Raw genomic sequence first — 24,942 nt, forward strand, 5'->3', positions numbered from 1 at the left:
ATACGGCGCACCACCGCGATCCCCCCGACGTGCTCGCTCCACACCTGAGCCGCATGACCGTCCGTGCTGTTCTGTGAACAGTCAGGAGAGAACCTTGTCCGAACCGATCAGTCGCCGCAGAGTGCTGTCCGGCATGGCTGCCATGACCGTTGCCGCCGCCGTCTCACCGACGCTGGCGACACCCGCACACGCCGCCACCTCCCCCCAGCCGCTGCCCCTTCTCCCTCTGCGGATCCCCAAGTCGGAGCTGGGCATCGAGCAGCAGTCCAACGAGAAGCTCCAGTGGCTGCAGGACGCCAAGCTGGGCATGTTCATCCACTGGGGTGTGTACTCGGGCCCGGCCAAGGGCGAGTGGTACATGGAGAACTCGGCGGTCACGCCGGAGAACTACAAGAAGTACTTCACCGACGCGACCGGCGAGCAGTTCACGGCGAGCGCCTACAAGCCGGCCGACTGGGCCCAGCTGGCCAAGGACATGGGCGCGAAGTACACCGTTCTGACGACCCGTCACCACGAGGGCTTCGCCCTGTGGCCGTCCGCCCACCCGAACGCCTTCCATGCCGGACAGGCCCCGATGCAGCGGGACCTGGTCGGCGAGTACGTCACCGCCGTACGCGACGCCGGGCTCAAGGTGGGCCTGTACTTCTCCCCGATGAGCTGGCGTTACCCCGGCTACTACGACGTCACCGGCACCAACTGCCTGCCGAACAAGTGGGGTTACACCACCGATCCCGCGCACAAGGAGAACGCGCGGATCATGAAGAACGAGGTGTACCAGCAGGTCAAGGAGCTGATGACCAAGTACGGCAAGATCGACGACATCTACTTCGACGGCGGGTGGCTTGGCCAGCAAGGCCCGGACGCGGACGCCGCCTTCTTCTGGGAGCCCGGAAAGGTTCGCGACAGCGCCAATCAGTGGCCGGTGGACGCTGCCTACAGCGATAGCGACTCCGCCACCGGCAGCCCCCTCGGTGTGATGGGCCTGGTGCGCAAGCACCAACCCGACGTCGTGGTCAACCCGCGCTCCGGCTGGATGGGCGACTACATCAGCGAGGAAGGCGGCGCGATCCCCACCGGCGCCATACGCACAGGGCTTCTGTCGGAGAAGAACTTCACCATCTGCGGCACCTGGGGCTACAAGGCCGGCGCACCCGTGATGAGCTTCGGCACCATCATGAACATCCTGGTCAACTCCTGGGTGCGCAACATGGTCTGCCTGCTCAACGTCGGTCCCGACCGGACCGGGGCGATCCCCGCCGACCAGGCCGCAGTGGTGCGCCGGGTCGGTTCCTTCCTGACCTCCTGCGGCCAGGCCGTCTACGGCACCCGCGGCGGACCCTGGCAACCCGTGGACGGCAAGTACGGCTTCACGTCCAAGGGCAACACCTTCTACATCCACCTGCTGCCCGGCTACAGCGGAACCTCCTTCACCACCCCGTCGATCGGGGACGCCCAGGTCACCCGCGTCTTCGACGTCGCCGCGGGCACCGACCTCCCGTACACCGTCGGCACGGACGGCAGGGTGACGATCACCGGCATCAACCGCACCCGCATCCCCGAGGACAGCGTCGTCGGGGTCACACTGGACCGCTCCGTGCAGCCGGCCGACATCGCCACCGGCAAGACCGCGACCGCCGACAGCGAGGAGACGTCCAAGGGCAACACCGCGGCCAAGGCCGTCGACGGCTCCACCGCCACCCGCTGGTGCGCGAACAACGGCAACACCGGCCACTGGCTCAAGGTCGACCTCGGCTCGACCCGCTCGCTGACCGGCACCCGGATCGCCTGGGAACTGGACAAGACCAACTACCGGTACAAGATCGAGGGCTCCACCGACAACAGCACGTGGACCACACTCGTCGACAACACCGCCACCCCCAGCACGCGCCAGGTCCAGACGGCCGTGTTCCAGGCCCAGGCACGGTACGTCCGCGTCACCGTCACCGGGCTGCCCACCGGGGTGTACGCGTCGATCCGCAACCTGGAGGTCTACGACCGTCCCTTCACCGCGGACCTGGGCACCTACAAGGTGATCAACCGCAAGAGCGGCAAGGCGCTGGACGTCGCCGACGCCTCGACCGCCGACGGCGCCACGCTCATCCAGTGGCCCTACGGCGGCGGGACCAACCAGCAGTGGAGCCTCCTGCCGAACATCGACGGATCGTTCCGGCTGGTCAACGCCAAGAGCGGCAAGCTCCTGCAGAGCCCCAACAGCACCCAGGGCGCCACCCTGACCCAGTTGTCCGACAACGGCGGCGACAACCAGTGGTGGAAGCTGGTCCCCTCGGCCACCAGCGGCTACTACCGGCTCGTCAACGTCCGCACCGGCTGGTGCGCCGACGTCAAGGACGCCTCCACCGCAGACGGCGCCAACGTCATCCAGTGGCCCTCCACCGGCGGGTCCAACCAGGAGTGGCAGGTCCTCGCGCTGTGACGGCGCATGGCAGGGGCGCCGCGGGACGGCGCGCCCCTGCCATGCCCTCTCTCCCTGAAAAGCAACTGGAGTCAGCGCCATGGGCTTCTGATCGCGTGCCCGAGCCGATGGCAGCCAACCGGCCGAGGCCCACCGTCACGCAACGGGCATCGTCCTCCCACGGCACCGCCCATCGCCCCGAACCGGGCGGATCGGCAGTCAACCGGCTTCGCCGTGGAACAGCAGCCTCGGGCGATCGGCCGCGAGCCGGTGCGTATCCATGTGGACGACTGCGGCCAGGGCGGGGCGAAGCATCAGATCACCGCAAACGACGCGCGGGCGGCGTTGCTCGACCCGAACATTGAGGAGTGCCCTTTCTGCCGGCCGAAAACTGAGCTCAGCAGGTTGGACTGACCTGCGGTTTCCGGAGTTATCCACAGCCTCGAACGCGGTCGTCGCGATGGCCGTGCGGTGCTGCTACTGGTTGATCACGAGCAGGGGGTGCGCAATGCGGTACGGCGTGGTGGTGGAGGAGCTGGCCTCCGAGGTGATGGCGGGGCTGCCGATGGACGAAGCGCGGCGCGAGGTGCTTGGCCAGGGCCCCGCCGCCCCCCGGCTACGACGCCGCGCTGGCCCCCTCCGCCCGCCGCCGCCTTCGCGACGCGCTCGCCGCGGCGCTGCCGTAGGGCGGGACGGTTCCATCGCGCTGACTGCACGGGCGTGGGCCGTGCGGGGAGTACGGCCCTGATCAGCCGCTGTCCGCTGTCCTGTCCGCCTACGTCCCGCTGCTCCCCGCCGTCGCGCCTGCCCGCCGGATCGGAAACATCGTCGGCACCGGGTCGTTCGTCAGGAAGTCGAGGATGACGCGGTTGACCTGTGCGGGCTTCTCCATGGGCAGTGCGTGCGAGGTGCCGGGGAAGACGGCCAGTTCGGAGTGAGGGATCGCGCGGTACAGGGCGATGGTGTGCTCGAGGGTCATCATGTCGTCGTCGCCGACGAGGACGAGCGTGGGCGCGGTGATGCGGGCCAGGTCCTCGGTGGTGAGGGTCGGCTCCGTGGCGAACATCTCGGCCATCTTCGCCACGACGACCGGCCAGTGGTCGGCGCCGTCCGGCGACACGGCCGCGTACGTCTCGCGGAACGGCGCCAGTTCGGGGCTGTCGGCTGTCATCTCCCCGAGCATCGCGGGCGACGCCGAGCACTCCGCGGCGGGGCGGAAGTTGGCCCCGATGGCCACGACCTTGCGGACCAGGTCTGGCCGGGCGACGGCGACCAGCAGGGCGACGATCCCGCCGTCGCTCCAGCCGACGAGATGGGCGGGCCCGCCCACGACCGACACGAGGAATTGGACGGTGTCGTCCGCCATGTCCTGATAGGAGAGCGGCCCGGAGACATCGGCGGTGTGCCCGTGCGCACGCCGCTCGGGAAGGAAGACCCGGTACTGCGCCGCGAGGTCACCGCGCTGGGCACCCCACGTCTCGTTCGTACAGAAGCCACCGTGCAGAAGCAGCAACGGCTCCCCCGCACCATCGACCTCGTACCAGGTCCTGACGCCGGGGAGCTCCACGATTTCACCCATCACCAGGCCCCTCAGGTCTCCGTAAACCGCCGTCCATCCCAGTTTCCGCCCACACCTGAACGACCCGCAACGCGACGAAGGTCCAGCTCAGGACCGACTCAGTCCTCGGTTGAGCTGGTGCGCGCTGATCCGCGGGCGTGTCCGGATGTGCGTGACCCTGGCAGCGTCGAGGAGATTCGCGAGGCATTCGGGCCGCGCTGCTGGATCCAGTACATGCCGCACGCCGGGGCGATCGAGGTACGCGAGATCGGATGGACGGGCTGAGGTATTCCAGCGGTGCTCCGGGTGGCGCCGGTGGCTACACTGATCGTTAGCGCGGGGGCGCGCACCGGAGGAGTTGCATGGTCCGGCCCCTGCCGAATAGCGGCCCTGTCGGCCACCGCCGTGACGGGCGGCCGATCTTCCCGATACTCGGTGCCTCGTCGGAGGACGAGACGAACGACCACCTGGACGACGCCGGTGATGGCGGGGGGCCAGGAGCAGCAGGTGACGGTCACCCAGGACCGGTTGGGCAAGATGCTCACGAGGGAGAAGGCGCAGGGTGAACGCGCCGCGATCAAGCGCCTGTTGACCACGCTGGGATTCGACACACCGAAGGCGTTGACGGAGTTCGTCACCGAGCAGCGTGAGGTCGAGCAGGCAGCGCTGTCCGAGGTCGAGCGCCGCGAACAAGCGGCCCAGGAGAGGGAGTTGCAGGCGGCTCGCCGTGAGGAGTTGGCCGCCGGGCGGGAGCGGGCGGCGCTGCGCCGTGCGGCTCTGGTGGCGCTGGGCGCGTCGGGCGATGACCTGGTGGACGCGGAGCGTCTGCTGTCGACGGTCGAGGAGGACGCGGACGACGTGCAGATCCAGGCGGCGGCGGAGGCACTTCGGGCTCGGTGGGCGGAGCTGTTCGGCGAGGTTCGTACGCCGCCGGTGCCGGCTGCTCCGGCCGGGCGCGGCCCGTCACGGACGACACCGGTGCCGAAGCCGGGTGCGGCCGGGCTGGAGATGGCCCGAAGGCGCGGGCTCGTACCGGAGTTCATTGGAGGCGGCCGTCGATGACCAGCGGCTCCCCAGGAACCCCATGCACGCGAAATCCGTGCGGTGGCCGAAGGTGACGAAGGAGCGACGCGAAGCGTGGTTGCTGGAGAGGGCGCTCCATGTCCGGGACGTGGTCAGCCCTCGGCACCGGATATCCGTCGTACTCGGACTGGGGTGCGGACTTCGGCAGGGTGAATTCTTTGGACTGAGCCCGGAGGACATCGACTATGCCCGAGGTGTCCTCCATGTTCGTCGCCAAGTTCAGGCAATCAACGGGAGGTTGCACTTCGCTCTGCCGAAGGGCGCCAAGACACGCATCGTCGACATGCCCCTCTCGGTGGCTGAGGAGCTGAAGCGTCACGTCGACGCGTTCCCCCCGGTGGAGGTGGAACTTCCGTGGGGAAAGCCGGACGCGGACAAGCAGCGGAAGAAGTTCTCCCTCCTGCTCACTACGCGATTCGGCAACGCCGTGGCGGTCAACACGTGGAACACCTGCACCTGGAAACCGGCGTTGGCCAAGGCCGGCATCATTCCGCCGCGCGCGAAGGGTGCGAAGGACTGGCAGTGGGAGGCGGCGCCGAAGGACGGCTTCCACGTGTTGCGGCACACCTACGCCTCGATCATGTTGGAGGCGGGGGAGTCCGTGGTGACGCTGGCGCGATGGCTCGGGGACTCGTCCCCGGCTGTCACGCTTGGTTACAATGCTCACTTCATGCCGGAGGCCGGAAGCAAGGGCCGCACCGCCATCGACGGACTGCTGGGGAGGCAGGGTGATGAGCATGCCAGCCGAAACTCCCCAGATTCTCCCCAGGGCTGATCGGGGAGGTTTTCCCGGATCGCGCCACCTTGGAGTTCGCCGTGAAATATAAGGAAAACAAGACGCAGGGCCTTGGAAGATGCTGAGAGAGGTTGCCGCAACCCGCTACATCGCGCCTCTGACGTCTGGTGGCTCCGTCCCCGGCATCGTCGAGGCCGACGACCTGGGCACGTACGTCGTGAAGTTCACCGGCTCCGCCCAGGGCCGCAAGGCGCTGGTCGCCGAGGTGATCGTCGGTGAACTGGCCCGCGCACTCGGCCTGCGCTTCCCCGAGCTGGTCCTGGTCCACTTCGACCCGGCGATCGCGGACAGCGAGCCCCACCAGGAGGTGCGGGAGCTGCACGCGGCCAGCGCGGGCGTCAACCTCGGCATGGACTACCTGCCGGGCGCGGTGGACTTCACCCCGGACGTCGCCAAGGCCTTCCGCGTCGACCCTCTTCAGGCGGGCCGGATCGTCTGGCTTGACGCCCTGACCACCAACGTCGACCGTACGGTGCACAGCTCGAACCTGATGGTCTGGCCGACGCTCGGGACCGTGCCGCCCCGCCTGTGGCTGATCGACCACGGCGCCGCCCTCGTCTTCCACCACCGCTGGGACGGCTCGGACCCGGAGAAGGCGTACGACTTCCGCCACCACGCCCTCGGCCACTACGGGCCCGACGTGCGCGCCGCGGACGCGGAACTGAGGCCCAGGGTGACGGAGGAACTGCTGCGCGAGATCGTCGCGGAGGTGCCGGACGCCTGGCTCACCGGCTTCGCCACCCCCGGCGAGGCACGCGAGGCCTACGTGACCTACCTCCACGCGCGCGTGCGCGCCTCGCAGCGGTGGCTGCCCACGGACTTCCCCAGCCGGGAGGAACTCGCCGCCGAGGAGGCCCAACGGGCGGCGAAGACACAGGAAGGCCGGCCGCAGTGGCTGAAGCGGGTCCCCGACCTGCACGGCAAGCCGGCCGCGGAACAGGATTGGTCGGTGCACCTCGGGTGACGGATGAACAGTGGATCGACATCGAGCTGGCGGACGTTCAGCGCGTCGAGATCGAGTACTGCACCCAGTGCCGCTGGCTGCCCCGCGCGGCATGGCTGGCACAGGAGCTGCTGACGACCTTCGAGGCGGAGCTGTCCGAGCTGGCGCTGAAGCCCGGCACGGGCGGCGTCTTCGTCGTCCGCGTCGACGACGAGGTCGTATGGGACCGCAAGGAACAGGGCTTCCCGGAGCCCACGGCCGTGAAGCAGGCCGTACGCGACCGAGTGGCCCCGGGCAAGTCCCTGGGCCACTCGGACAAACCGGCTTCCTGAGGGCTCAGCCCCGCAGCTGCTCGTACGCCGGCAGCGTCAGGAAGTCCGCGTAGTTCTCGTCGAGGGAGACCTCCAGGAGCAGGTCGTGGGCCTGCTGCCAGTGGCCGGCCGCGAAGGCCTCCTCGCCGATCTCGGCGCGGATGGCGGACAGTTCCTCGGCGGCGACCTTGCGGGCCAGCTCCGGGGTTGCCTTCTCGCCGTTCTCGAACTCGACGCCCGCGTTGATCCACTGCCAGATCTGCGAGCGGGAGATCTCGGCGGTGGCCGCGTCCTCCATGAGGTTGAAGATGGCGACCGCGCCGAGGCCGCGCAGCCACGCCTCGATGTAACGGATGCCGACCTGCACGGCGTTGATCAGGCCGTTGTACGTCGGCTTGGCTTCCAGGGAGTCGACGGCGATCAGGTCGGCCGCCTCGACGTGGACGTCCTCGCGCAGGCGGTCCTTCTGGTTCGGCTTGTCGCCGAGGACCTTGTCGAAGGACTCCATGGCGATCGGAACCAGGTCGGGGTGGGCGACCCAGGAGCCGTCGAAGCCGTCGCCGGCCTCGCGGTCCTTGTCGGCGCGGACCTTCTCGAAGGCCACCTTGTTGACCTCGGCGTCCCGGCGGGACGGGATGAACGCCGCCATGCCGCCGATCGCGTGCGCGCCGCGCTTGTGGCAGGTGCGGACGAGGAGTTCGGTGTAGGCCCGCATGAACGGGGCCGTCATCGTCACCGCGTTGCGGTCCGGCAGGACGAACTTGGCGCCGCCGTCACGGAAGTTCTTGACGATGGAGAACAGGTAGTCCCAGCGGCCGGCGTTCAACCCGGCGGCGTGGTCGCGGAGTTCGTAGAGGATCTCCTCCATCTCGTACGCCGCCGTGATCGTCTCGATCAGCACGGTCGCGCGGATGGTGCCCTGCGGGATGCCGACGTAGTCCTGCGCGAAGACGAACACCTCGTTCCAGAGGCGGGCCTCCAGGTGCGACTCCGTCTTCGGGAGGTAGAAGTACGGGCCCTTGCCGAGGTCCAGCAGGCGCTGGGCGTTGTGGAAGAAGTACAGGCCGAAGTCGACCAGCGCGCCGGGGACCGGGGTGCCGTCCGCGTCGACGAGGTGGCGCTCGTTCAGGTGCCAGCCGCGGGGGCGCATGACGACCGTCGCCAGCTCCTCGTTCGGGCGCAGGGCGTACGACTTGCCGGTGCGCTCGTCCGTGAAGTCGATGTTCCTGGTGTAGGCGTCGGCCATGTTCACCTGGCCGAGGATCACGTTCTCCCAGGTGGGCGCCGAGGCGTCCTCGAAGTCCGCGAGCCAGATCTTCGCGCCCGAGTTGAGGGCGTTGATGGTCATCTTGCGGTCGGTCGGGCCGGTGATCTCCACCCGGCGGTCCTGCAGCGCGGGCGGGCACGGGCCCACGCTCCAGGAGTCGTCCGCGCGGATCGCGGCCGTCTCGGGGAGGAAGTCGAGCGTGGACGTACGGGCGATCTCGGCGCGACGCTCCGCACGGCGGGCGAGGAGCTCGTCACGCCGGGGCGTGAACCGGCGGTGCAGCTCGGCCACGAAGGCGAGGGCCGCCTCGTTGAGGACCTCCTCCTGCCGGGGCAGGGGCTCGGCGTCGACGATGGCCAGCGGGGACGGCGCTGGTGCGGACATGAGCTGTCACTTCCTTCAGCGAACTACGAAGACGAGCGGTCGAGCTTTGGCACCGGGTGCCAGTCTTCCCGGATACGACGAGGAACGCCCGTGGAGCGGACGGGCGCTTCTGAACAGTGGATACTAGTTTCCTCATGGTGGAAGTTCAATCGTTTGTTGATGTCGAGATTCTCTGAGTCGAGGGAACGTGGCTCTGGGTGCCACCTCCCTTACTCAAGGTGGGCGAGATCGGCCTCCGTGTCGATGTCGTAAGGCCGCGCCACATCCCCGCACTCGACGAGACGGATCGCCTCCTCACGCTCCTTCAGATAGGCGCGTGCCCCTCGATCGCCGGTCGCAGTCGCCGCGATGCCCGCCCAGTGGGCGGCGCCGAAGAGAACGGGATGCCCGCGTACGCCGTCGTAGGCGGCCGAGGCGAGAGACGTCTCGTCCTCGTACGCGGCGAGCACGCGCGCGACCGCCTCCTCCCCGATGCCGGGCTGGTCGACGAGCGAGACGAGTGCCGCCCTCGCCCCCGTGCCGGCGAGCGAGTCGAGCCCGGCGCGCAGGGAGGACCCCATCCCGTCGGCCCAGTCGGGGTTCTCCACCAGCACACAGTCGCCGAACTCCGCCCGCTCCCGCACCGCGGCGGCCTGTGCGCCCAGCACCACGTGCACGCGGGCACAGCCGGCCGCGCGCAGCACCCCGACGGCATGCTCGACGAGCGGCCGGCCGCGGTGCCGCAGGAGTGCCTTGGGCCGTCCGCCGAGCCGTCGTCCACCGCCCGCGGCGAGGAGCAGACCGGCGACCGGGGGTGCTTCTTTCTCCGTCATACGTCCTGCATACCTGACGTCCGCGGGTGCGCCGGGTTTCGTTGGGCTGAATTTCGGTCCGTACGGTGGCGCGCCCGGCACGGGTGGCGTTTACTGACCCGCGTCCCCGGCGCCCGACCAATACCAGGGGGCTCGACGGGGGAGCGGGACTACGGGCGCACAACGGCGTGCGAGGGGGGAGTGCTGTGTTGCGGAGCTTGGGACAGAGGCCGGTGACGGGCAGCGACGAGGACCCGAGGGTGGCGGAACTGCGGACGGCGGTGTCCCGTCTGCGCCGCGAACTCGCCGCGCATCCCTCCGAGTTCCCCGACCGGGCCATCGCCGAGGACGAACTCGGCACGCTGGCCGCGATGATGATCGACGGGGCGCCGGAGATTCCGCGACTGCGCAGGTCGCTGCTGCTGATCGCCGGCGCGATCGGGTCGGTCAGCGCGCTGTCCCGGGGCCTGTCGGACGTACGCGACGCGGTGGACCTGTTCGGGGAACCGCCGCGCCGCTGAACCGTGGCCGGCCCGCATGCCCCGCGCTCAGATGTCGACGACCGTCTCGTAGCCGCTGCTCTGCATGTCCTCGCACAGGACGTAGGCGGCGTCGAAGCGCTCCTTGAACTCGGGATCGCCCTGCCAGGCGCGCATCGAGTCGAGGTCCTGCCAGGTGGCGAAGGAAACGAAGGACGTCGGGTTCCTGAGGTCCCGGATCAGCCGGGCCCCGAGGAACCCCTGGTGTGCTTCTTTGGTCCAGGTGAGGAATTCCCGCCAGCGTTGGATGACCTCGTCGGCGCTGCCCTCTTTGACCTGCCACCGTCCCGAGGACCAGTGCTTGTTCTCCTGCAGCATGGTGGCCACCTCGCTGTGTCGATGGTCCCCCGCCCCCAGGGTAGGCGCGCCCGCGGATCTACGCCGTCGGAGTCGAGGTCGCCAGCGCCTCGGACAGCTCTATGGCCACCTGCTGCAGCATCGGCACGATCTTGTCCGTCGCGGCCTCCGTGACGCGGCCCGCCGGGCCCGAGATCGAAATGGCGGCCGCGGTGGGGGAGTTGGGGACCGAGACCGCGAGGCAGCGGACGCCGACCTCCTGCTCGTTGTCGTCGACCGCGTAGCCGTTGCGCCGCACGTCCTCCAGGGCCGCCAGGAAGCCGTCCGGGGTGGTGATCGTCTTCTCCGTGGCGGCGGGCATGCCGGTGCGGTACAGCAGGGCACGCACCTCCTCCGGCGGGAACCCGGCGAGCAGCGCCTTGCCGACACCCGTGGAGTGCGGCAGCACGCGCCGGCCGACCTCGGTGAACATGCGCATCGAGTGCTTGGACGGCACCTGGGCGACGTACACGATCTCGTCGCCGTCGAGCAGGGCCATGTTCGCCGTCTCGCCGGTCTCCTCGACCAGTCGGGCGAGGTAGGGCCGGGCCCAGGTGCCGAGGAGCCGGGCGGCGGACTCGCCGAGGCGGATCAGGCGCGGGCCGAGGGCGTAGCGGCGGTTGGGCTGCTGGCGTACGTATCCGCACGCGACGAGCGTGCGCATGAGGCGGTGGATGGTGGGCAGTGGCAGCCCGCTGCTCGCGGACAGCTCGCTCAGGCCGACCTCGCCGCCCGCGTCGGCCATCCTCTCCAGCAGGTCGAAAGCGCGCTCGAGGGACTGGACACCGCCACTGTTGGGCCTGGCGGAGTCGGTGGTGCTGGCGCTGGACGTCGGCACGGCGCGTTCCTTTCGGGACCGGTGGGAGGGCGCAAGCCTACCCGCCAGTCGGTTGACTCCCCGCTTGTACGTAGCTACGTTCTGCTTGCTGGAATTCTAATTCCGCTTTGTGGAAACGTCCAGAGTGTATGGGGCGGGTGCACTGTGGAGAAGTGTGCTCTTGACGGCACGGAAACGGGAGCGGAGACTCCTTCAACAGAAAGTTGAATTCCGTTACGCGGAAGTTAACGGCGGCAGAGAGGGGTTCGGGTGTCCGACGTCGAACTGGTGCTGCGCTCGACGCGCGTCATCACCCCGGAGGGGACGCGGGCCGCATCGGTCGCGGTCTCCGCCGGCAAGATCACGGCCGTACTCGGGTACGACGCCGAGGTTCCGGCCGGTGCCCGGCTGGAGGACCTCGGCGACGACGTCCTGCTGCCCGGCCTGGTCGACACGCACGTGCACGTCAACGACCCCGGCCGCACCGAGTGGGAGGGCTTCTGGACCGCCACCCGCGCCGCGGCGGCCGGCGGCATCACCACCCTCGTCGACATGCCGCTCAACTCCCTCCCGCCCACCACGACGGTCGACAACCTCCGCACCAAGCAGGACGTCGCCGCCGACAAGGCGCACATCGACGTCGGCTTCTGGGGCGGCGCCCTGCCCGACAACGTCAAGGACCTGCGCCCGCTGCACGAGGCCGGGGTCTTCGGCTTCAAGGCCTTCCTGTCGCCGTCCGGCGTCGACGAGTTCCCGCACCTCGACCAGGACCGGCTCGCCCAGTCGCTGGCCGAGATCGCCTCCTTCGGCGGCCTGCTGATCGTGCACGCCGAGGACCCGCACCACCTCGACGTCGCCCCGCAGCAGGGCGGCCCCAAGTACGCCGACTTCCTGGCCTCGCGCCCGCGTGACGCGGAGGACACGGCGATCGCCCAGCTGATCGACCAGGCGAAGCGTCTCCACGCGCGCGTGCACGTACTCCACCTCTCGTCGAGCGACGCGCTGCCGCTGATCGCCGAGGCCAAGCGGGACGGCGTACGGATCACCGTCGAGACCTGCCCGCACTACCTGACCCTGACGGCCGAGGAAGTCCCGGACGGCGCCAGCGAGTTCAAGTGCTGCCCGCCGATCCGTGAGTCCGCCAACCAGGACCTGCTCTGGCAGGCGCTGGCCGACGGCACGATCGACTGCGTGGTGACCGACCACTCGCCGTCCACGGCCGATCTGAAGACGGACGACTTCGCGACCGCCTGGGGCGGTATCTCCGGACTCCAGCTGAGCCTGGCGGCGGTGTGGACCGAGGCCCGCAGGCGCGGGCACGGTCTGGAGGACGTGGTCCGCTGGATGTCCGCGCGGACGGCGCAGCTCGTCGGGCTGGATCAGAAGGGCGCCATCGAGGCGGGCCGCGACGCCGACTTCGCCGTCCTCGCGCCCGACGAGACGTTCACCGTGGACCCGGCCGCCCTCCAGCACCGCAACCGTGTGACGGCGTACGCGGGCAAGACCCTGTACGGCGTCGTGAAGTCCACCTGGCTGCGCGGCGAACGCATCGTGGCCGAGGGCGAGTTCACCGACCCGAAGGGCCACCTGCTCACCCGCGCCCTCTGACCGACTCTCCCGCACCCGCAGCGGCCGATTCCTGAAAGGCACACCTCGTGACGGCGATACCCAGCTTCACTGGCGACGCGAACCCCTACGGAGGCGGCGACCCGTACGCGGACTACCGCACCGCCGACTTCCCCTTCACCCAGTACGCCAACCTCGCCGACCGCCGGCTCGGCGCCGGTGTCGTCGCCGCCAACGACGAGTTCTTCGCCCAGCGCGAGAACCTGCTGGTGCCCGAGCGAGCCGAGTTCGACCCCGAGCACTTCGGGCACAAGGGCAAGATCATGGACGGCTGGGAGACCCGGCGGCGGCGCGGCGCCTCCGCCGAGCACCCGTGGCCGACGGCCGAGGACCACGACTGGGCGCTGGTGCGCCTCGGCGCGCCCGGGGTGATCCGCGGGATCGTCGTCGACACCGCCCACTTCCGCGGCAACTACCCGCAGGCGGTGTCCATCGAGGGCGCCTCGGTGCCGGGCTCTCCGTCGCCCGAGGAACTGCTGGCGGACGACGTGAAGTGGACCCCGCTGGTGCCGCGCACGCCGGTGGGCGGGCATGCGGAGAATGGTTTCTCCATCGCCGTCGAACAGCGCTTCACCCACCTGCGGGTCAACCAGCACCCCGACGGCGGCATCGCGCGCCTGCGCGTGTACGGCGAGGTGGCACCGGACCCGCGGTGGCTGGAGGTGCTCGGCACCTTCGACGTGGTCGCCCTGGAGAACGGCGGCCAGGCCGAGGACGCCTCCAACCTCTTCTACTCGCCCGCCACGAACACCATCCAGCCGGGCCGCTCCCGCAAGATGGACGACGGCTGGGAGACGCGCCGACGCCGCGACCAGGGCAACGACTGGATCCGCTACCGGCTGGTGGCGCAGTCCCAGATCCGGGCGATCGAGATCGACACGGCGTACCTGAAGGGCAACAGCGCGGGCTGGGCGTCGGTCTCGGTGAAGGATGCCGATGAGAGTGGGGCCGGCGAGTGGACCGAGATCCTCCCGCGCACCCGCCTCCAGCCCGACACCAACCACCGCTTCGTCCTGCCGACCCCCGCCGTCGGCACGCACGCGCGCGTGGACATCTTCCCGGACGGCGGCATCTCCCGCCTGCGGCTGCACGGCTCGCTGACCGAACAGGGGGCGACGGGGCTGGCGGCTCGCCATCAGGAGCTGGGCGGCTGAAACGCCCCTGGGGCCCGAAGGACCCGTGGGCCCGCTGACTTCGGGGCCCGCTGACTCCGTGGGCCCGCTGAACCCGTGAGCCCGCTGAACCCGTGGGGCGCACCGGCTGGACAGCGCTGGTGCGCCCCACGTCACGTCACGCCGCGTGGCCCCCGTCCACCGCGAACTCGGCGCCCGTGACGTAGTCCGCCCCGGCCAGATACGCCACCGTCGCCGCCACCTCGTCGACCGCCCCGAACCGCCCCAGGGCGGTCATCGCCGCCTGGCCGGCCGCGTACGGGCCGTCGGCGGGGTTCATGTCCGTGTCGATGGGACCGGGGTGGACGATGTTCGCCGTGATGCCGCGCGGGCCCAGCTCACGGGCCAGGGCTTTCGTCAGGCCGATCAGGGCCGACTTGCTGGTCGTGTAGAGCGTTCCGCCGGGGCCCGGCACGCGCTGGGCCATGCAGCTGCCGATCGTGATGATCCGACCTCCTGCCGCCATGCGGGCGGCCGCTGCCTGTGAGGCCAGGAAGACGCCCCGGACGTTCACGGCGAGGACCCGGTCCACGTCCGCGAGCGACAGGCCCTCCAGGGGACCCAGCACGCCGACCCCGGCGTTGTTCACCAGCACGTCCAGGCCCCCCAGCGCCTCCGCCGTACGCCTCACCGCGTCCGCCGCCTCGGTCGCCTCCGCGGAGTCCGCCCGCAGGGCCACGGCCCGCCGTCCCAGCGCCTGAACGGCCTGTACGACCTCCTCGGCCGCCTCCTTGCCGCTGACGTAGGTCACGGCGACGTCCGCGCCCTCCCGCGCGAGCCGCAGGGCCGTCGCCGCGCCGATGCCGCGGCTGCCGCCGGTGACCAGGGCGACCTTGCCGTGCAGGGTTTCGTGAGTGGTTGTCATGGGTCCGTAAGTGGTTGTCATGGGTCCATCCCAGCGCCGCGCGGCCCGAAGTGCTGGCGGCGAACGGACACCGAGATCGGGGGGAAACGGGACCCGGGCGGAATCCGACGTGACCCTTCGGAACACGGCGGTACCGGTCAGAACACACCGGAACCTTTCATAACAGGGTGGAACTATTCAGAACAGGATGGAACTCTTTGCTCCGGTTCCCTCGTTCCCTCCACGTGACTCTTCAGCAAGAAATCGTCGGCAACGCCATGCAGATGGCGGTCGTCAGCCTGCGGCCCGGTCAGACCGTGTACTGCGAGGCGGGCAAGTTCCTCTTCAAGACCACGAACGTGACCATGGAGACCCGCCTGACCGGCCCGTCGAACGGCCAACAGCCCCAAGGCGGCCCGAGCGCCGGTGCCGGCGGCGGCATGGGCGGCATGCTGCGCCAGGCCATGGGCACCGCCATGCAGGTCGGCCAGCGCGTCCTGGCGGGCGAGTCGATCGCGTTCCAGTACTTCACGTCCCAGGGCGGCGAGGGCACCGTCGGCTTCGCGGGCGTACTCCCGGGCGAGATGCGCGCACTGGAGCTCGACGGCACGCGCGCGTGGTTCGCCGAGAAGGACGCCTTCGTCGCGGCCGAGTCCACCGTCGACTTCGGCATCGCCTTCCAGGGCGGCAGGACCGGTATGAAGGGCGGCGAGGGCTTCGTCCTGGAGAGGTTCACCGGGCACGGCACGGTGATCATCGCCGGCGCGGGCAACTTCATCGACCTCAACCCGGCCGACTTCGGCGGCCGCATCGAGGTCGACACGGGCTGCGTCGTCGCCTTCGAGGAGGGCATCCAGTACGGCGTCCAGCGCGTCGGCGGCCTGAACCGGCAGGGCCTGATGAACGCCGTCTTCGGCGGCGAGGGCCTCTCCCTGGCCACCCTCGAGGGCAACGGCCGCGTCATCCTGCAGTCCCTGACCATCGAGAGCCTGGCCAACGCCCTGAAGAAGGCCCAGGGCGGCGACAAGCAGGGCCCGACGGGCGGGATGTTCTCGACGAACGCGGGCTGAGTCGGCACCCGGCCGACCGATGAGTTGCGGGTGCCGGTGGGGTCTGAGGTGATGACAGCAGATCCCACCCCCGGAAAAGAGGCACTCCTCATGGGCAAGCTCGTCTCCACCCTCTTCGTCACGCTCGACGGCGTCTACCAGGCGCCCGGCGGCCCCCAGGAGGACACCCGCGGCGGCTTCGAGCACGGCGGCTGGAGCTTTCCGTACGCCGACGACGACTTCGGTCAGTTCATCAACGAGGTCTTCACACGCCCGGCCGCCTTCCTCCTCGGGCGCCGTACGTACGACATCTTCGCCGCGTTCTGGCCGAAGGTGACCGACCCGGCCGACCCGGTCGCCTCCAGGCTCAACGCCCTGCCGAAGTACGTCGCCTCCTCGACGCTGACGGACCCCGCGTGGGCCGGCACCACGGTGGTCGGCGGGGACCTCGCCAAGGAGGTCACCGCCCTCAAGGAGCGCACCGACGGCGAGCTCCAGGTCCACGGCAGCGGCGCCCTGGTCAGGTCCCTGCTGGCCCTCGACCTCGTCGACACCCTCCACCTGCTGACCTTCCCGGTTGTGCTGGGCACGGGCCACCGCCTGTTCGGGGAGGGCGCCGTGCCCACCGCGTTCAGGCACACCGCCGGGCGTACCACGAGCAAGGGCGTCGCCATCCATTCGTACGACCTTGCGGGCCGCCCCGAATACGGCTCGTTCGAGCTCCCCGAGAACCCGTGAGGACCCGTCCGCGGCGTTCTCGCCCGGCCACCTCGTGGAGATCGGGTGAGAACGCCGGGGCGTACGTTAACTTCCCGAAAACTCATCGGACTTGCCGGGAAAATCTCCGGCCTTGACATTGACATGCCACTGTCTACGCGCGTCATCATGAGGGCATGAGATTCCCCCCACGAATCACTCGCATCGGCGCCGCAGCCGCCGTCCTGTCCGCCCTCCTCGTCGGCGGCACCGTCACCGCAACTCCGGCGGCCGCCGCGGTCGGCAGCATCTGCTACGGCGCCCTGCCCTCCCAGGCGCACGACACGCTCGACCTGATCGCACAGGGCGGCCCCTACCCGTTCTCGCAGGACGGCACCGTCTTCTCGAACCGGGAAGGCATCCTGCCCAGCCAGTCGTCCGGGTATTACCACGAGTACACGGTCATCACGCCCGGTTCGTCTACGCGCGGAGCTCGCCGGATCGTCACCGGTGAGGAGAACCAGGAGGACTACTACACGGCCGACCACTACGAGTCGTTCGACCTGATCAACTACAGCTGCTGAGTCCGTAGTCCACGGTCGGCGCCGAGGAACGGTGCGACCAGCCGGGAGTCCGGTCCGTGCTCAACCGGACTTCCGGCTCTCGGCGGCGGCGAACAGCGCGAACGCCAGCACCAGCAGTGCGACGCTCGCGTAGATCTCGAAGCCGTCGAGGAAGCCGATCCGCTGCACGAGTCCCCAATGCCAGTCGGTGAACTCGTGCACCAGGCCCGCGACGCCCTGCACCAGGGCGAGGAATCCAAGGATCTCCAGCAACTGCTTCATGCCATGACTCTCGCCCCGCGGACCCCCCACGCCAATCGGCCGCGGGGCGAGCCATGCCCGACGGAAGTCCACGCTGCACGGCGGCCCGCCGCGACCAAGGTCTCCGGTGCCGCGACTTTGGTCGTCGATCGTGCCCGAGGAGCCGCACCAGGGCCCGGTACTGCGTAAATTTGTCGACCGTGAGTGGTGACAAGCCGGAGCCCGCGCAGCAGGCCTTCGTGAGGCAGCGCTGGCTGCTGCCCTCGGCCCTGGTCAAGGAGCTCGACCCCGACGGTGAACGCTCCGGTCGGCGGCCCCGGCGTACCGCACGCGACTGGGTGGTCGACTTCTGCTGCTTCCTCCTGGCCGTGTTGATCGGTCTGACGAGCGCCGAGACGCTGCTGGACGAGGACATCCCGAAGAGCCTCGCCACCGTCGACCAACTGCTCGGCGCGCTCTCCTGCGGCGCGGTGTGGCTGAGGCGCCGCTGGCCGGTCGGGCTCGCCGTGGTGATGGTCCCGGTCAGCTTCGTGTCGAACACCGCGGGCGGTGCGTTCGTCGTCGCCCTGTTCACGCTGGCCGTGCACCGGCCCTTCCGCTATGTGGCCTGGGTGGGCGGGGTTTCCCTGCTGCTGAACCCGCTGTTCTACTGGCTGCGCCCCGACCCCGGGACGCCGTACCTCTTGGCGGTCGCCCTCGGGCTGGTGCTGACCGGCGGGGTGGTCGGCTGGGGCATGTTCGTACGGTCCAAACGGCAGCTCATGCTGAGCCTGCGCGACCGCGCCCGGCGTGCCGAGACGGAGGCACGGCTGCGTGCCGAGCAGGCCCAGCGGCTCGCCCGGGAGGCGATCGCCCGCGAGATGCATGACGTCCTCGCCCACCGGCTGACGCTGCTCAGCGTGCACGCGGGCGCACTGGAGTTCCGGCCCGACGCGCCCCGTGAGGAGATCGTGCGGGCGGCGGGCGTCATCCGGGAGAGCGCCCACGAAGCCCTCCAGGACCTACGGGAGATCATCGGTGTACTGCGGGCGGGTGACCCGGACGACGCCGGTCGGCCGCAGCCGACCCTCGCGGCGCTGGAGGCGTTGGTCACCGAGTCCCGCGAGGCCGGCATGAAGGTGACCCTCGACCAGCGCGTCACCGAACCGGCCGGCGTCCCCGCCTCCGTGGGCCGTACCGCCTACCGCATCGCCCAGGAGGGCCTGACCAACGCCCGCAAGCACGCGCCCGGTACGGAGGTCACGCTGACGGTGACCGGCGCACCCGGCGAGGGCCTGTCGGTAGCGGTGCGCAACCCCGTGCCCGAGGGCGAGGTTCCCCATGTTCCCGGCTCGGGGCAGGGCCTGATCGGGCTGACGGAACGGGCCACGCTGACGGGCGGCCGCCTGGAGCACGGGCCGGTGGCGGACGGGGGGTTCGAGGTGCGGGCCTGGCTGCCCTGGGGGTGAGTCGGGGGAAGCGGGGGGTGACGCCTGGCCCCCACGCGCGCGTGCGGCGCGGCACACATCACGGAGTGCGCCCGCGCGGTCGAGGGGCGGTCCTCGCCGTCCTGGACCTGCACGCCGTACAACCGTGATTACGTAAGGCACATGACTGCGATCAGACTGCTCCTCGTCGACGACGACCCGTTGGTCAGAGCCGGCCTGTCCTTCATGATGGGCGGCGCCGACGACATCGAGATCGTCGGGGAGGCGGCCGACGGCGGCGAGGTCGAGACGCTGGTCGACCGGACCCGGCCGGACGTGGTCCTGATGGACATCAGGATGCCGTCGGTCGACGGCCTCACCGCCACGGAGCGGCTGCGCGGCAGGAAGGACGCCCCGCAGGTCGTGCTGCTGACCACCTTCCACGCCGACGAGCAGGTGCTGCGCGCTCTGCGCGCCGGCGCCGCCGGGTTCGTACTCAAGGACACACCGCCCGCCGAGATCGTCGACGCGGTGCGCCGGGTCGCGGCCGGGGACCCGGTCCTGTCGCCCACGGTGACCCGCCAGTTGATGGACCGCGCGGCGGGCACCGCGGCCGACACGCGCCGCGCAGGCGCACGCGCGCGGCTCACCGCCCTCAACGACCGCGAACGCGAGGTCGCCGTCGCGGTGGGCCGGGGCCTGTCCAACGCCGACATCGCCGCGGAGCTCTTCATGAGCGTCGCCACCGTCAAGACCCACGTCTCCCGCGTCCTGGCCAAGCTCGCCCTCAACAACCGTGTGCAGATCGCCCTGTTGGCGTACGACGCGGGACTCCTGGAGGAACTGGAGGAGGACGGGCACTAGACGCGGCCGCTGTGCGTTCTCGGTGTGGTGGGAGGGGGATCTCATGACAGAAGTGATCGACCTGGGGGAGTACGGCGACGAGTTCCGCAGCGACCCGCACCCCGTGTACGAGCGGCTGCGAGAGCGTGGCGCGGTACATCGGGTGCGGCTGCAGGCGCCGGACGCTCACCACGTGACCTGGCTCATCGTCGGGTACGAGGAGGCGCGCGCGGCGCTCGCCGACCCACGGCTGGCCAAGGACGGCAGCAAGATCGGGGTGACGTTCCTCGACGAGCAGCTGATCGGAAAGTACCTACTGGTCGCCGACCCGCCCCAGCACACCCGCCTGCGCGGCCTCATCACGCGCGCGTTCACGATGCGCCGCGTCGAGGAACTCAGGCCGAGGGTCCAGCAGATCACCGACGACCTGCTCGACGCGACGCTGCCGCACGGCCGGGCCGACCTCGTCGAGTCGCTCGCCTACCCGCTGCCGATCACCGTGATCTGCGAGCTGCTCGGCGTGCCGGAGATGGACCGCACGGAGTTCCGCAAGCTGTCCACGGAGGCCGTCGCGCCGACGAGTGAGGAGAGCGAGTACGACGCCTTCGTACGCCTCGCCGAGTACCTCACCGAGCTGATCGAGGACAAGCGCCGGGCCGGGCCGAGCGCCGACCTGCTGGGCGACCTGATCCGTACCACCGCCGAGGACGGCGACCGGCTCTCCGCTCAGGAGCTGCGCGGCATGGCCTTCGTCCTGCTGATTGCGGGCCACGAGACGACGGTCAACCTCATCACCAACGCCGTCCACGCCCTGCTCACCCACCCGGACCAACTGGCCGCCCTGCGCGCCGACATGACCCTGCTCGACGCCGCGATCGAGGAAGCACTGCGCTACGAGGGCCCGGTGGAGAACGGGACGTTCCGATTCGCCGCCGAGCCCCTGGAGATCGCCGGAGTACCCATCGCCCAAGGCGAGTCGGTGATGGTCGGCCTCACCGCCGCCGACCGCGACGGGGCCCGCTTCCCCGCTCCGGACCGCTTCGACATCCACCGCGACGCCCGCGGCCACCTGGCGTTCGGTCACGGCATCCACTACTGCCTGGGCGCACCCCTGGCCCGCCTGGAGGCCCGTACGGCGATACGGTCCCTGCTGGAGCGCGCTCCGGACCTGGCCCTGGACGGGGCGCCGGGGGAGTGGCTGCCGGGGGTGCTGATGCGTGGGGTGCGGAGTCTGCCGGTGCGTTGGTAGCGGCAGAGCCGCGGAGACCGGCCGGGTGTCGCCCCTTGCGTCGTGGCCGGGCTTGGCGTCGTGGCCGGCCCTCGCGTCGGGGTAGGCCTTCACAGATCCGTGGCCTGAGCCCCGCCCGCGATCTCCGCGAGCGCGACCGGTCTGCGCTCGCGCCGCGACAACTCGCACGCCTCCGCGATCCGCAACGCCTGCAAGGCCTCCCGCCCGTCGCAGGGATTGGCCCGCTCCCCGCGCACCACCTCCACGAACGCGTTCAGCTCCGCCTCGTACGCCGGCCCGAACCGCTCCAGGAACCCCGACCACGGCTTGTCCGCCGCGGGCGGCCCGGTCGGCTCGGTGGACGCGATCGGCGTACGGTCGTCGAGACCGACCACGATCTGGTCCAACTCCCCGGCCAGCTCCATGCGTACGTCGTACCCGGCGCCGTTCAGCCGCGTCGCCGTGGCCGTGGCGAGGGTGCCGTCGTCCAGCGTCAGCACCACCGCGGCCGTGTCCACGTCGCCCGCTTCACGGAACATCGCGGGCCCGGCGTCCGACCCGGCCGCGTACACCTCGACGACCTCGCGCCCGGTCACCCAGCGCAGTACGTCGAAGTCATGGATCAGCGTGTCCCGGTACAGCCCGCCGGACAGCGGCAGCCACTCGGCCGGCGGCGGCTCCTGGTCGCTGGTGAGCGCCCGCACGGTGTGCAACCGCCCGAGCTGCCCGGACCGCACCGCCTCGCGCGCGCCCACGTACCCCGGGTCGAAGCGGCGCTGGAAACCCATCTGGAGAATCGTCCCGGCCGTCTCCACCTCCCCGATCGCGTGCAGGGTGCCCGGCAGATCGAGCGCTATGGGCTTCTCGCAGAACACCGGGAGTCCCGCCCGTGCTGCCCGACCGATCAGTTCGGCGTGGGCCGACGTCGCCGTGGTGATCACCACCGCGTCCACGCCCCACCTGAAGATCTCGTCCACTCCGGGTGCCGCCGTCTCACCCAGGCGCCGCGCCAGCTCCTGGGCGCGCGCGCCGTCCGCGTCCGTGAGGATCAGGGAGCCGACCTCGCGGTGGCGGCTCAGCGTGTTGGCGTGGATCGTGCCGATGCGGCCCGTACCGATGACCCCGATGCGCATGGAAACAAAGTGCGGGTTCAGTGTGCACGCTGTCAATGAATATGTCAGGACAATCGAACTACACTACTTCCCGTCAACAACGCGTAGAGCTACGCTCGGCCCGTGCCGAAACCAGAAGTGGATCCGACCGTGGAACTCGAGCTCAGTGTGGACCGGAGCAGTCCGGTGCCCTTGTACTTCCAGCTTTCCCAGCAGCTCGAAGCCGCGATCGAGCACGGAGCGCTCACGCCCGGCAGCCTGCTGGGCAACGAGATCGAACTCGCCGCACGCCTCGGCCTGTCCCGGCCGACCGTCCGCCAGGCCATCCAGTCGCTGGTCGACAAGGGTCTGCTGGTGCGCCGCCGAGGCGTCGGGACCCAGGTCGTGCACAGCCAGGTCAAGCGCCCGTTGGAGCTCAGCAGCCTCTACGACGACCTGGAGTCGGCCGGCCAGCGCCCGGCGACCAAGGTGCTCGTCAACACCGTCGTCCCGGCGTCCGCCGAGGTCGCGGCGGCGCTCGGGGTGGCCGAGGACAGCGACGTGCACCGGGTCGAGCGGCTGCGCCTCGCGCACGGCGAGCCGATGGCGTACCTGTGCAACTTCCTGCCGCCCGCACTGATCGATCTGGGCACCGCGCAGCTGGAGGCCACGGGCCTGTACCGCCTGATGCGCGCCGCCGGCATCACCCTGCACAGCGCCCGCCAGACCATCGGCGCCCGCGCGGCCACCGCCGTCGAGGCCGAGCGCCTCGCGGAGGAGGAGGGCGCCCCGCTTCTTACGATGCAACGCGTCACGTTCGACGACACGGGCCGGGCGGTCGAGTACGGCACACACACGTACCGGCCGAGCCGCTACTCCTTCGAGTTCCAGCTGCTCGTACGGTCATGAACGGCGGCTCATACGCCCCTGACCAGGCGCGATAGACCGCCTGGTACGTAGCAATGTCAGGACAATGCGGCGTCCTGAACCGCAACGCCTCTCAAGGGGCACGGGGCTGTGCCGATATGCGGCTCCGCCGCACGGGCGCGAGCAGCCGCATACGACCTGTAGACGGCGTACGTCGTGAACCATCCCATTGTTCCCCCGCACGGCACCGGCCCCGTCGGTGAGGCACAATCGGGCCTTGATGAGCACCTACCGCGACCTCGCTTTCCCCGCCCGGACGGGCAGCGCCCCCATCGGCTCCCGCCGCGCGCCAGCGCTCCGCACGGTCGGCCCCCGGGAGCGCCGCTCACACCTGTCGGCGCCCCGGGTGCCGACCGTGGGCATCGACATCGGCGGCACCAAGGTGATGGCGGGCGTCGTGGACGCCGACGGCAACATCCTGGAGAAGCTCCGTACGGAGACCCCGGACAAGTCCAAGAGCCCGAAGGTCGTCGAGGACACGATCGTCGAGCTGGTCCTGGACCTGTCCGACCGCCACGATGTGCACGCCGTCGGCATCGGCGCGGCCGGCTGGGTCGACGCCGACCGCAACCGCGTCCTGTTCGCGCCCCACCTGTCCTGGCGCAACGAGCCGCTGCGCGACCGCATCGCGGGCCGCCTCGCCGTGCCCGTCCTGGTCGACAACGACGCCAACACGGCCGCCTGGGCCGAGTGGCGCTTCGGTGCCGGCCGTGGCGAGGACCACCTCGTCATGATCACGCTGGGTACCGGCATCGGCGGCGCGATCCTGGAGGACGGACAGGTCAAGCGCGGCAAGTACGGCGTCGCCGGCGAGTTCGGCCATATGCAGGTCGTGCCCGGCGGTCACCGTTGCCCGTGCGGCAACCGCGGCTGCTGGGAGCAGTACAGCTCCGGCAACGCGCTGGTCAGGGAGGCGCGCGAGCTGGCCGCCGCCGACTCGCCGGTGGCGTACGGGATCATCGAGCACGTCAAGGGCAACATCGGCGACATCACCGGCCCTATGATCACTGAGCTGGCCCGCGAGGGTGACGCGATGTGCATCGAGCTGCTGCAGGACATCGGGCAGTGGCTCGGCGTCGGCATCGCCAATCTCGCGGCCGCCCTGGACCCGTCCTGCTTCGTGATCGGCGGCGGTGTGTCGGCCGCCGACGACCTGCTGATCGGCCCCGCGCGGGACGCCTTCAAGCGCCACCTCACGGGCCGCGGCTACCGCCCCGAGGCCCGTGTCACCCGGGCCCAGCTCGGCCCCGAGGCCGGCATGGTCGGCGCCGCGGACCTGGCCCGCCTGGTCGCCCGCCGCTTCCGCCGCGCCAACCGGCGCCGGGTGGAGCGCTACGAGCGCTATGCGCGGTTCGCCGAGGCCCGCCGGGCATCGCAGGGGTCGGCGTGACCGTGACCGTACCCCGCCAGGCCGACTCTCCTGACGAGCCGCAGCCGCCGGCCGAGGACCGCCGCCACATGATCCGCCGCAGGGCGATCACCCTGCTCATCATCGGGCTGCTTATCGGCGTACCGGCCGGCTATCTGGTGATCTCCGCCAACCAGAGTCGCGACAGCGGCAAGGACAAGGAGGAGAAGTACTCGGCGACCGGGCTCACCCCGCACTGGCCGTCGAAGGTCCAGCGCCGCCTGTACCAGATCCCGGTCCCGGACTGGTCGTACAACGTCGCGTACTACGAGACGAACAACTGGAAGACCAGCCGTCTCTATGTCCAGTTCCAGACGGCCGACGCGAACCTGGACTGGTTCTTCAGGACCATGGGCGTCAGCCGGGACGAACTGAAGCGGGACGCCGTCACCATCAGCGCCCGTGACCAGAAGGTCACCGGCTGGGACTTCACGGGCCCCGGCCCGTGGTACGGCTTCACCCACAAGCAGAAGAACCCGGCACCCACCCAGGACGTGGTCATGAACATGTCCGACCCGGCCAACCCGTTCGTGTACGTCGTCTCGCGCACGGTTCCTTGATCACCCCGTGAGGTTTGCGCCCCGCGCCGG

General features: G+C 70.2%; 26 protein-coding genes. 18 read left to right on the forward strand and 8 right to left on the reverse strand.

Features of this window, described 5'->3' with window-relative positions:
* The first annotated feature begins 94 nt into the window (after window positions 1–94).
* Together AB5J49_RS38920 and AB5J49_RS38925 are read left to right on the forward strand one after the other, a co-directional pair.
* Window positions 95–2,434, forward strand: a complete 2,340-nt coding sequence (locus AB5J49_RS38920) for an alpha-L-fucosidase (protein WP_369173579.1) — start codon at window positions 95–97, stop codon at window positions 2,432–2,434.
* 6 nt (window positions 2,435–2,440) lie between these two features.
* Window positions 2,441–2,827, forward strand: coding sequence for a DUF6233 domain-containing protein (locus AB5J49_RS38925; protein ID WP_369173580.1), 387 nt, complete (start codon window positions 2,441–2,443; stop codon window positions 2,825–2,827).
* A gap of 361 nt (window positions 2,828–3,188) precedes the next feature.
* Here AB5J49_RS38925 and AB5J49_RS38930 read toward each other — a convergent pair whose 3' ends face one another.
* Window positions 3,189–3,992 (reverse strand): alpha/beta fold hydrolase, encoded by an 804-nt coding sequence (locus tag AB5J49_RS38930; protein ID WP_369173581.1) that lies wholly within the window; start codon window positions 3,990–3,992, stop codon window positions 3,189–3,191.
* A 486-nt stretch (window positions 3,993–4,478) separates the two neighbouring features.
* Here AB5J49_RS38930 and AB5J49_RS38935 point away from each other — a divergent pair, with 486 nt between their 5' ends.
* The 4 genes from AB5J49_RS38935 to AB5J49_RS38950 all read left to right on the forward strand — a co-directional run bounded on the left by AB5J49_RS38935 (window position 4,479) and on the right by AB5J49_RS38950 (window position 7,125).
* Complete coding sequence (locus AB5J49_RS38935; protein WP_369173583.1) at window positions 4,479–5,033, forward strand: hypothetical protein; 555 nt, start codon at window positions 4,479–4,481, stop codon at window positions 5,031–5,033.
* Window positions 5,034–5,055: 22 nt separating this feature from the next.
* Complete coding sequence (locus AB5J49_RS38940) at window positions 5,056–5,829, forward strand: tyrosine-type recombinase/integrase (RefSeq protein ID WP_369173585.1); 774 nt, start codon at window positions 5,056–5,058, stop codon at window positions 5,827–5,829.
* Between the two features lie 79 nt (window positions 5,830–5,908).
* Complete coding sequence (locus AB5J49_RS38945) at window positions 5,909–6,814, forward strand: HipA family kinase (protein WP_369173586.1); 906 nt, start codon at window positions 5,909–5,911, stop codon at window positions 6,812–6,814.
* Window positions 6,811–7,125, forward strand: a complete 315-nt coding sequence (locus AB5J49_RS38950) for a SelT/SelW/SelH family protein (RefSeq protein WP_369173588.1) — start codon at window positions 6,811–6,813, stop codon at window positions 7,123–7,125. The genes AB5J49_RS38945 and AB5J49_RS38950 overlap by 4 nt, the downstream gene beginning before the upstream one ends.
* Before the next feature lie 4 nt (window positions 7,126–7,129).
* Here AB5J49_RS38950 and aceB read toward each other — a convergent pair whose 3' ends face one another.
* Together aceB and AB5J49_RS38960 are read right to left on the reverse strand one after the other, a co-directional pair.
* A complete protein-coding gene (gene aceB / locus AB5J49_RS38955) occupies window positions 7,130–8,755 on the reverse strand; it encodes a malate synthase A (RefSeq protein WP_369173590.1) in 1,626 nt (541 codons plus the stop codon).
* 209 nt (window positions 8,756–8,964) lie between these two features.
* Window positions 8,965–9,567: an NTP transferase domain-containing protein gene (locus AB5J49_RS38960; RefSeq protein WP_369173591.1), complete on the reverse strand. Its 603-nt coding sequence runs from the start codon at window positions 9,565–9,567 to the stop codon at window positions 8,965–8,967.
* Window positions 9,568–9,752: 185 nt separating this feature from the next.
* Between AB5J49_RS38960 and AB5J49_RS38965 the strand changes: the two genes are divergently transcribed.
* Window positions 9,753–10,067, forward strand: coding sequence for a DUF5955 family protein (locus AB5J49_RS38965; RefSeq protein ID WP_369173593.1), 315 nt, complete (start codon window positions 9,753–9,755; stop codon window positions 10,065–10,067).
* Window positions 10,068–10,094: 27 nt separating this feature from the next.
* Here AB5J49_RS38965 and AB5J49_RS38970 read toward each other — a convergent pair whose 3' ends face one another.
* Together AB5J49_RS38970 and AB5J49_RS38975 are read right to left on the reverse strand one after the other, a co-directional pair.
* Window positions 10,095–10,403: an antibiotic biosynthesis monooxygenase family protein gene (locus tag AB5J49_RS38970; RefSeq protein WP_369173595.1), complete on the reverse strand. Its 309-nt coding sequence runs from the start codon at window positions 10,401–10,403 to the stop codon at window positions 10,095–10,097.
* Window positions 10,404–10,461: 58 nt separating this feature from the next.
* Window positions 10,462–11,259 carry an IclR family transcriptional regulator gene (locus AB5J49_RS38975; RefSeq protein ID WP_369173596.1) on the reverse strand — a complete coding sequence of 266 codons (798 nt, stop codon included), beginning with the start codon at window positions 11,257–11,259 and terminating at the stop codon, window positions 10,462–10,464.
* Between the two features lie 249 nt (window positions 11,260–11,508).
* Here AB5J49_RS38975 and allB point away from each other — a divergent pair, with 249 nt between their 5' ends.
* Together allB and alc are read left to right on the forward strand one after the other, a co-directional pair.
* Window positions 11,509–12,846, forward strand: coding sequence for an allantoinase AllB (gene allB, locus AB5J49_RS38980; RefSeq protein WP_369173598.1), 1,338 nt, complete (start codon window positions 11,509–11,511; stop codon window positions 12,844–12,846).
* Between the two features lie 47 nt (window positions 12,847–12,893).
* The gene (gene alc, locus AB5J49_RS38985) at window positions 12,894–14,018 is read left to right on the forward strand and encodes an allantoicase (RefSeq protein WP_369173600.1); all 1,125 of its coding nucleotides are present in this window, start codon (window positions 12,894–12,896) and stop codon (window positions 14,016–14,018) included.
* A 136-nt stretch (window positions 14,019–14,154) separates the two neighbouring features.
* Here alc and AB5J49_RS38990 read toward each other — a convergent pair whose 3' ends face one another.
* Window positions 14,155–14,901: an SDR family oxidoreductase gene (locus tag AB5J49_RS38990; protein WP_369173602.1), complete on the reverse strand. Its 747-nt coding sequence runs from the start codon at window positions 14,899–14,901 to the stop codon at window positions 14,155–14,157.
* A 224-nt stretch (window positions 14,902–15,125) separates the two neighbouring features.
* Between AB5J49_RS38990 and AB5J49_RS38995 the strand changes: the two genes are divergently transcribed.
* From AB5J49_RS38995 to AB5J49_RS39005, 3 genes are all read left to right on the forward strand, one after another.
* Window positions 15,126–15,950, forward strand: a complete 825-nt coding sequence (locus AB5J49_RS38995) for an AIM24 family protein (protein ID WP_369173603.1) — start codon at window positions 15,126–15,128, stop codon at window positions 15,948–15,950.
* 90 nt (window positions 15,951–16,040) lie between these two features.
* Window positions 16,041–16,667, forward strand: a complete 627-nt coding sequence (locus tag AB5J49_RS39000) for a dihydrofolate reductase family protein (RefSeq protein ID WP_369173605.1) — start codon at window positions 16,041–16,043, stop codon at window positions 16,665–16,667.
* A 155-nt stretch (window positions 16,668–16,822) separates the two neighbouring features.
* Window positions 16,823–17,209, forward strand: coding sequence for a ribonuclease domain-containing protein (locus tag AB5J49_RS39005; protein ID WP_369173607.1), 387 nt, complete (start codon window positions 16,823–16,825; stop codon window positions 17,207–17,209).
* A 60-nt stretch (window positions 17,210–17,269) separates the two neighbouring features.
* On the opposite strand, the gene AB5J49_RS39010 is transcribed toward AB5J49_RS39005, so the two are convergent.
* Window positions 17,270–17,470, reverse strand: a complete 201-nt coding sequence (locus tag AB5J49_RS39010) for a hypothetical protein (protein ID WP_369173609.1) — start codon at window positions 17,468–17,470, stop codon at window positions 17,270–17,272.
* Between the two features lie 179 nt (window positions 17,471–17,649).
* Here AB5J49_RS39010 and AB5J49_RS39015 point away from each other — a divergent pair, with 179 nt between their 5' ends.
* The 3 genes from AB5J49_RS39015 to AB5J49_RS39025 all read left to right on the forward strand — a co-directional run bounded on the left by AB5J49_RS39015 (window position 17,650) and on the right by AB5J49_RS39025 (window position 20,947).
* The gene (locus AB5J49_RS39015; RefSeq protein ID WP_369173610.1) at window positions 17,650–18,897 is read left to right on the forward strand and encodes a sensor histidine kinase; all 1,248 of its coding nucleotides are present in this window, start codon (window positions 17,650–17,652) and stop codon (window positions 18,895–18,897) included.
* Between the two features lie 141 nt (window positions 18,898–19,038).
* Window positions 19,039–19,719, forward strand: a complete 681-nt coding sequence (locus tag AB5J49_RS39020; RefSeq protein WP_369173611.1) for a response regulator — start codon at window positions 19,039–19,041, stop codon at window positions 19,717–19,719.
* Window positions 19,720–19,762: 43 nt separating this feature from the next.
* A complete protein-coding gene (locus AB5J49_RS39025) occupies window positions 19,763–20,947 on the forward strand; it encodes a cytochrome P450 (protein ID WP_369173612.1) in 1,185 nt (394 codons plus the stop codon).
* Between the two features lie 89 nt (window positions 20,948–21,036).
* Here AB5J49_RS39025 and AB5J49_RS39030 read toward each other — a convergent pair whose 3' ends face one another.
* Entirely contained in the window at window positions 21,037–22,059 is a 1,023-nt protein-coding gene (locus AB5J49_RS39030; protein WP_369173613.1) for a Gfo/Idh/MocA family oxidoreductase, read from the reverse strand.
* 129 nt (window positions 22,060–22,188) lie between these two features.
* On the opposite strand from AB5J49_RS39030, the gene AB5J49_RS39035 reads away from it, so the two are divergent.
* The 3 genes from AB5J49_RS39035 (at window position 22,189) to AB5J49_RS39045 (ending at window position 24,912) form a co-directional block, all read left to right on the forward strand.
* A complete protein-coding gene (locus tag AB5J49_RS39035; protein ID WP_369175401.1) occupies window positions 22,189–22,926 on the forward strand; it encodes a GntR family transcriptional regulator in 738 nt (245 codons plus the stop codon).
* A 238-nt stretch (window positions 22,927–23,164) separates the two neighbouring features.
* A complete protein-coding gene (locus tag AB5J49_RS39040) occupies window positions 23,165–24,334 on the forward strand; it encodes an ROK family glucokinase (RefSeq protein WP_369173614.1) in 1,170 nt (389 codons plus the stop codon).
* A complete protein-coding gene (locus AB5J49_RS39045; protein ID WP_369173615.1) occupies window positions 24,331–24,912 on the forward strand; it encodes a sugar kinase in 582 nt (193 codons plus the stop codon). Before AB5J49_RS39040 ends, AB5J49_RS39045 begins: the two co-directional genes overlap by 4 nt.
* Window positions 24,913–24,942 lie beyond the last annotated feature (30 nt).

This window comes from Streptomyces sp. R28, assembly GCF_041052385.1.
In the GTDB taxonomy this organism is placed as follows: domain Bacteria; phylum Actinomycetota; class Actinomycetes; order Streptomycetales; family Streptomycetaceae; genus Streptomyces.

Excerpts from the sequence above, each read along its gene's own strand:
- AB5J49_RS38960 (WP_369173591.1), bottom strand. The coding sequence starts at position 9,567 with ATGACGGAGAAAGAAGCACCCCCGGTCGCCGGTCTGCTCCTCGCCGCG.
- AB5J49_RS38930 (WP_369173581.1), bottom strand. The coding sequence starts at position 3,992 with ATGGGTGAAATCGTGGAGCTCCCCGGCGTCAGGACCTGGTACGAGGTC.
- AB5J49_RS39030 (WP_369173613.1), bottom strand. The coding sequence starts at position 22,059 with ATGCGCATCGGGGTCATCGGTACGGGCCGCATCGGCACGATCCACGCC.
- AB5J49_RS38970 (WP_369173595.1), bottom strand. The coding sequence starts at position 10,403 with ATGCTGCAGGAGAACAAGCACTGGTCCTCGGGACGGTGGCAGGTCAAA.
- AB5J49_RS38945 (WP_369173586.1), top strand. The coding sequence starts at position 5,909 with ATGCTGAGAGAGGTTGCCGCAACCCGCTACATCGCGCCTCTGACGTCT.
- AB5J49_RS39040 (WP_369173614.1), top strand. The coding sequence starts at position 23,165 with ATGAGCACCTACCGCGACCTCGCTTTCCCCGCCCGGACGGGCAGCGCC.
- AB5J49_RS39005 (WP_369173607.1), top strand. The coding sequence starts at position 16,823 with ATGAGATTCCCCCCACGAATCACTCGCATCGGCGCCGCAGCCGCCGTC.
- AB5J49_RS39025 (WP_369173612.1), top strand. The coding sequence starts at position 19,763 with ATGACAGAAGTGATCGACCTGGGGGAGTACGGCGACGAGTTCCGCAGC.
- AB5J49_RS39010 (WP_369173609.1), bottom strand. The coding sequence starts at position 17,470 with ATGAAGCAGTTGCTGGAGATCCTTGGATTCCTCGCCCTGGTGCAGGGC.
- aceB (WP_369173590.1), bottom strand. The coding sequence starts at position 8,755 with ATGTCCGCACCAGCGCCGTCCCCGCTGGCCATCGTCGACGCCGAGCCC.
- AB5J49_RS39000 (WP_369173605.1), top strand. The coding sequence starts at position 16,041 with ATGGGCAAGCTCGTCTCCACCCTCTTCGTCACGCTCGACGGCGTCTAC.
- AB5J49_RS39020 (WP_369173611.1), top strand. The coding sequence starts at position 19,039 with ATGACTGCGATCAGACTGCTCCTCGTCGACGACGACCCGTTGGTCAGA.
- AB5J49_RS38940 (WP_369173585.1), top strand. The coding sequence starts at position 5,056 with ATGCACGCGAAATCCGTGCGGTGGCCGAAGGTGACGAAGGAGCGACGC.
- AB5J49_RS38925 (WP_369173580.1), top strand. The coding sequence starts at position 2,441 with ATGGCAGGGGCGCCGCGGGACGGCGCGCCCCTGCCATGCCCTCTCTCC.
- AB5J49_RS38990 (WP_369173602.1), bottom strand. The coding sequence starts at position 14,901 with ATGACAACCACTCACGAAACCCTGCACGGCAAGGTCGCCCTGGTCACC.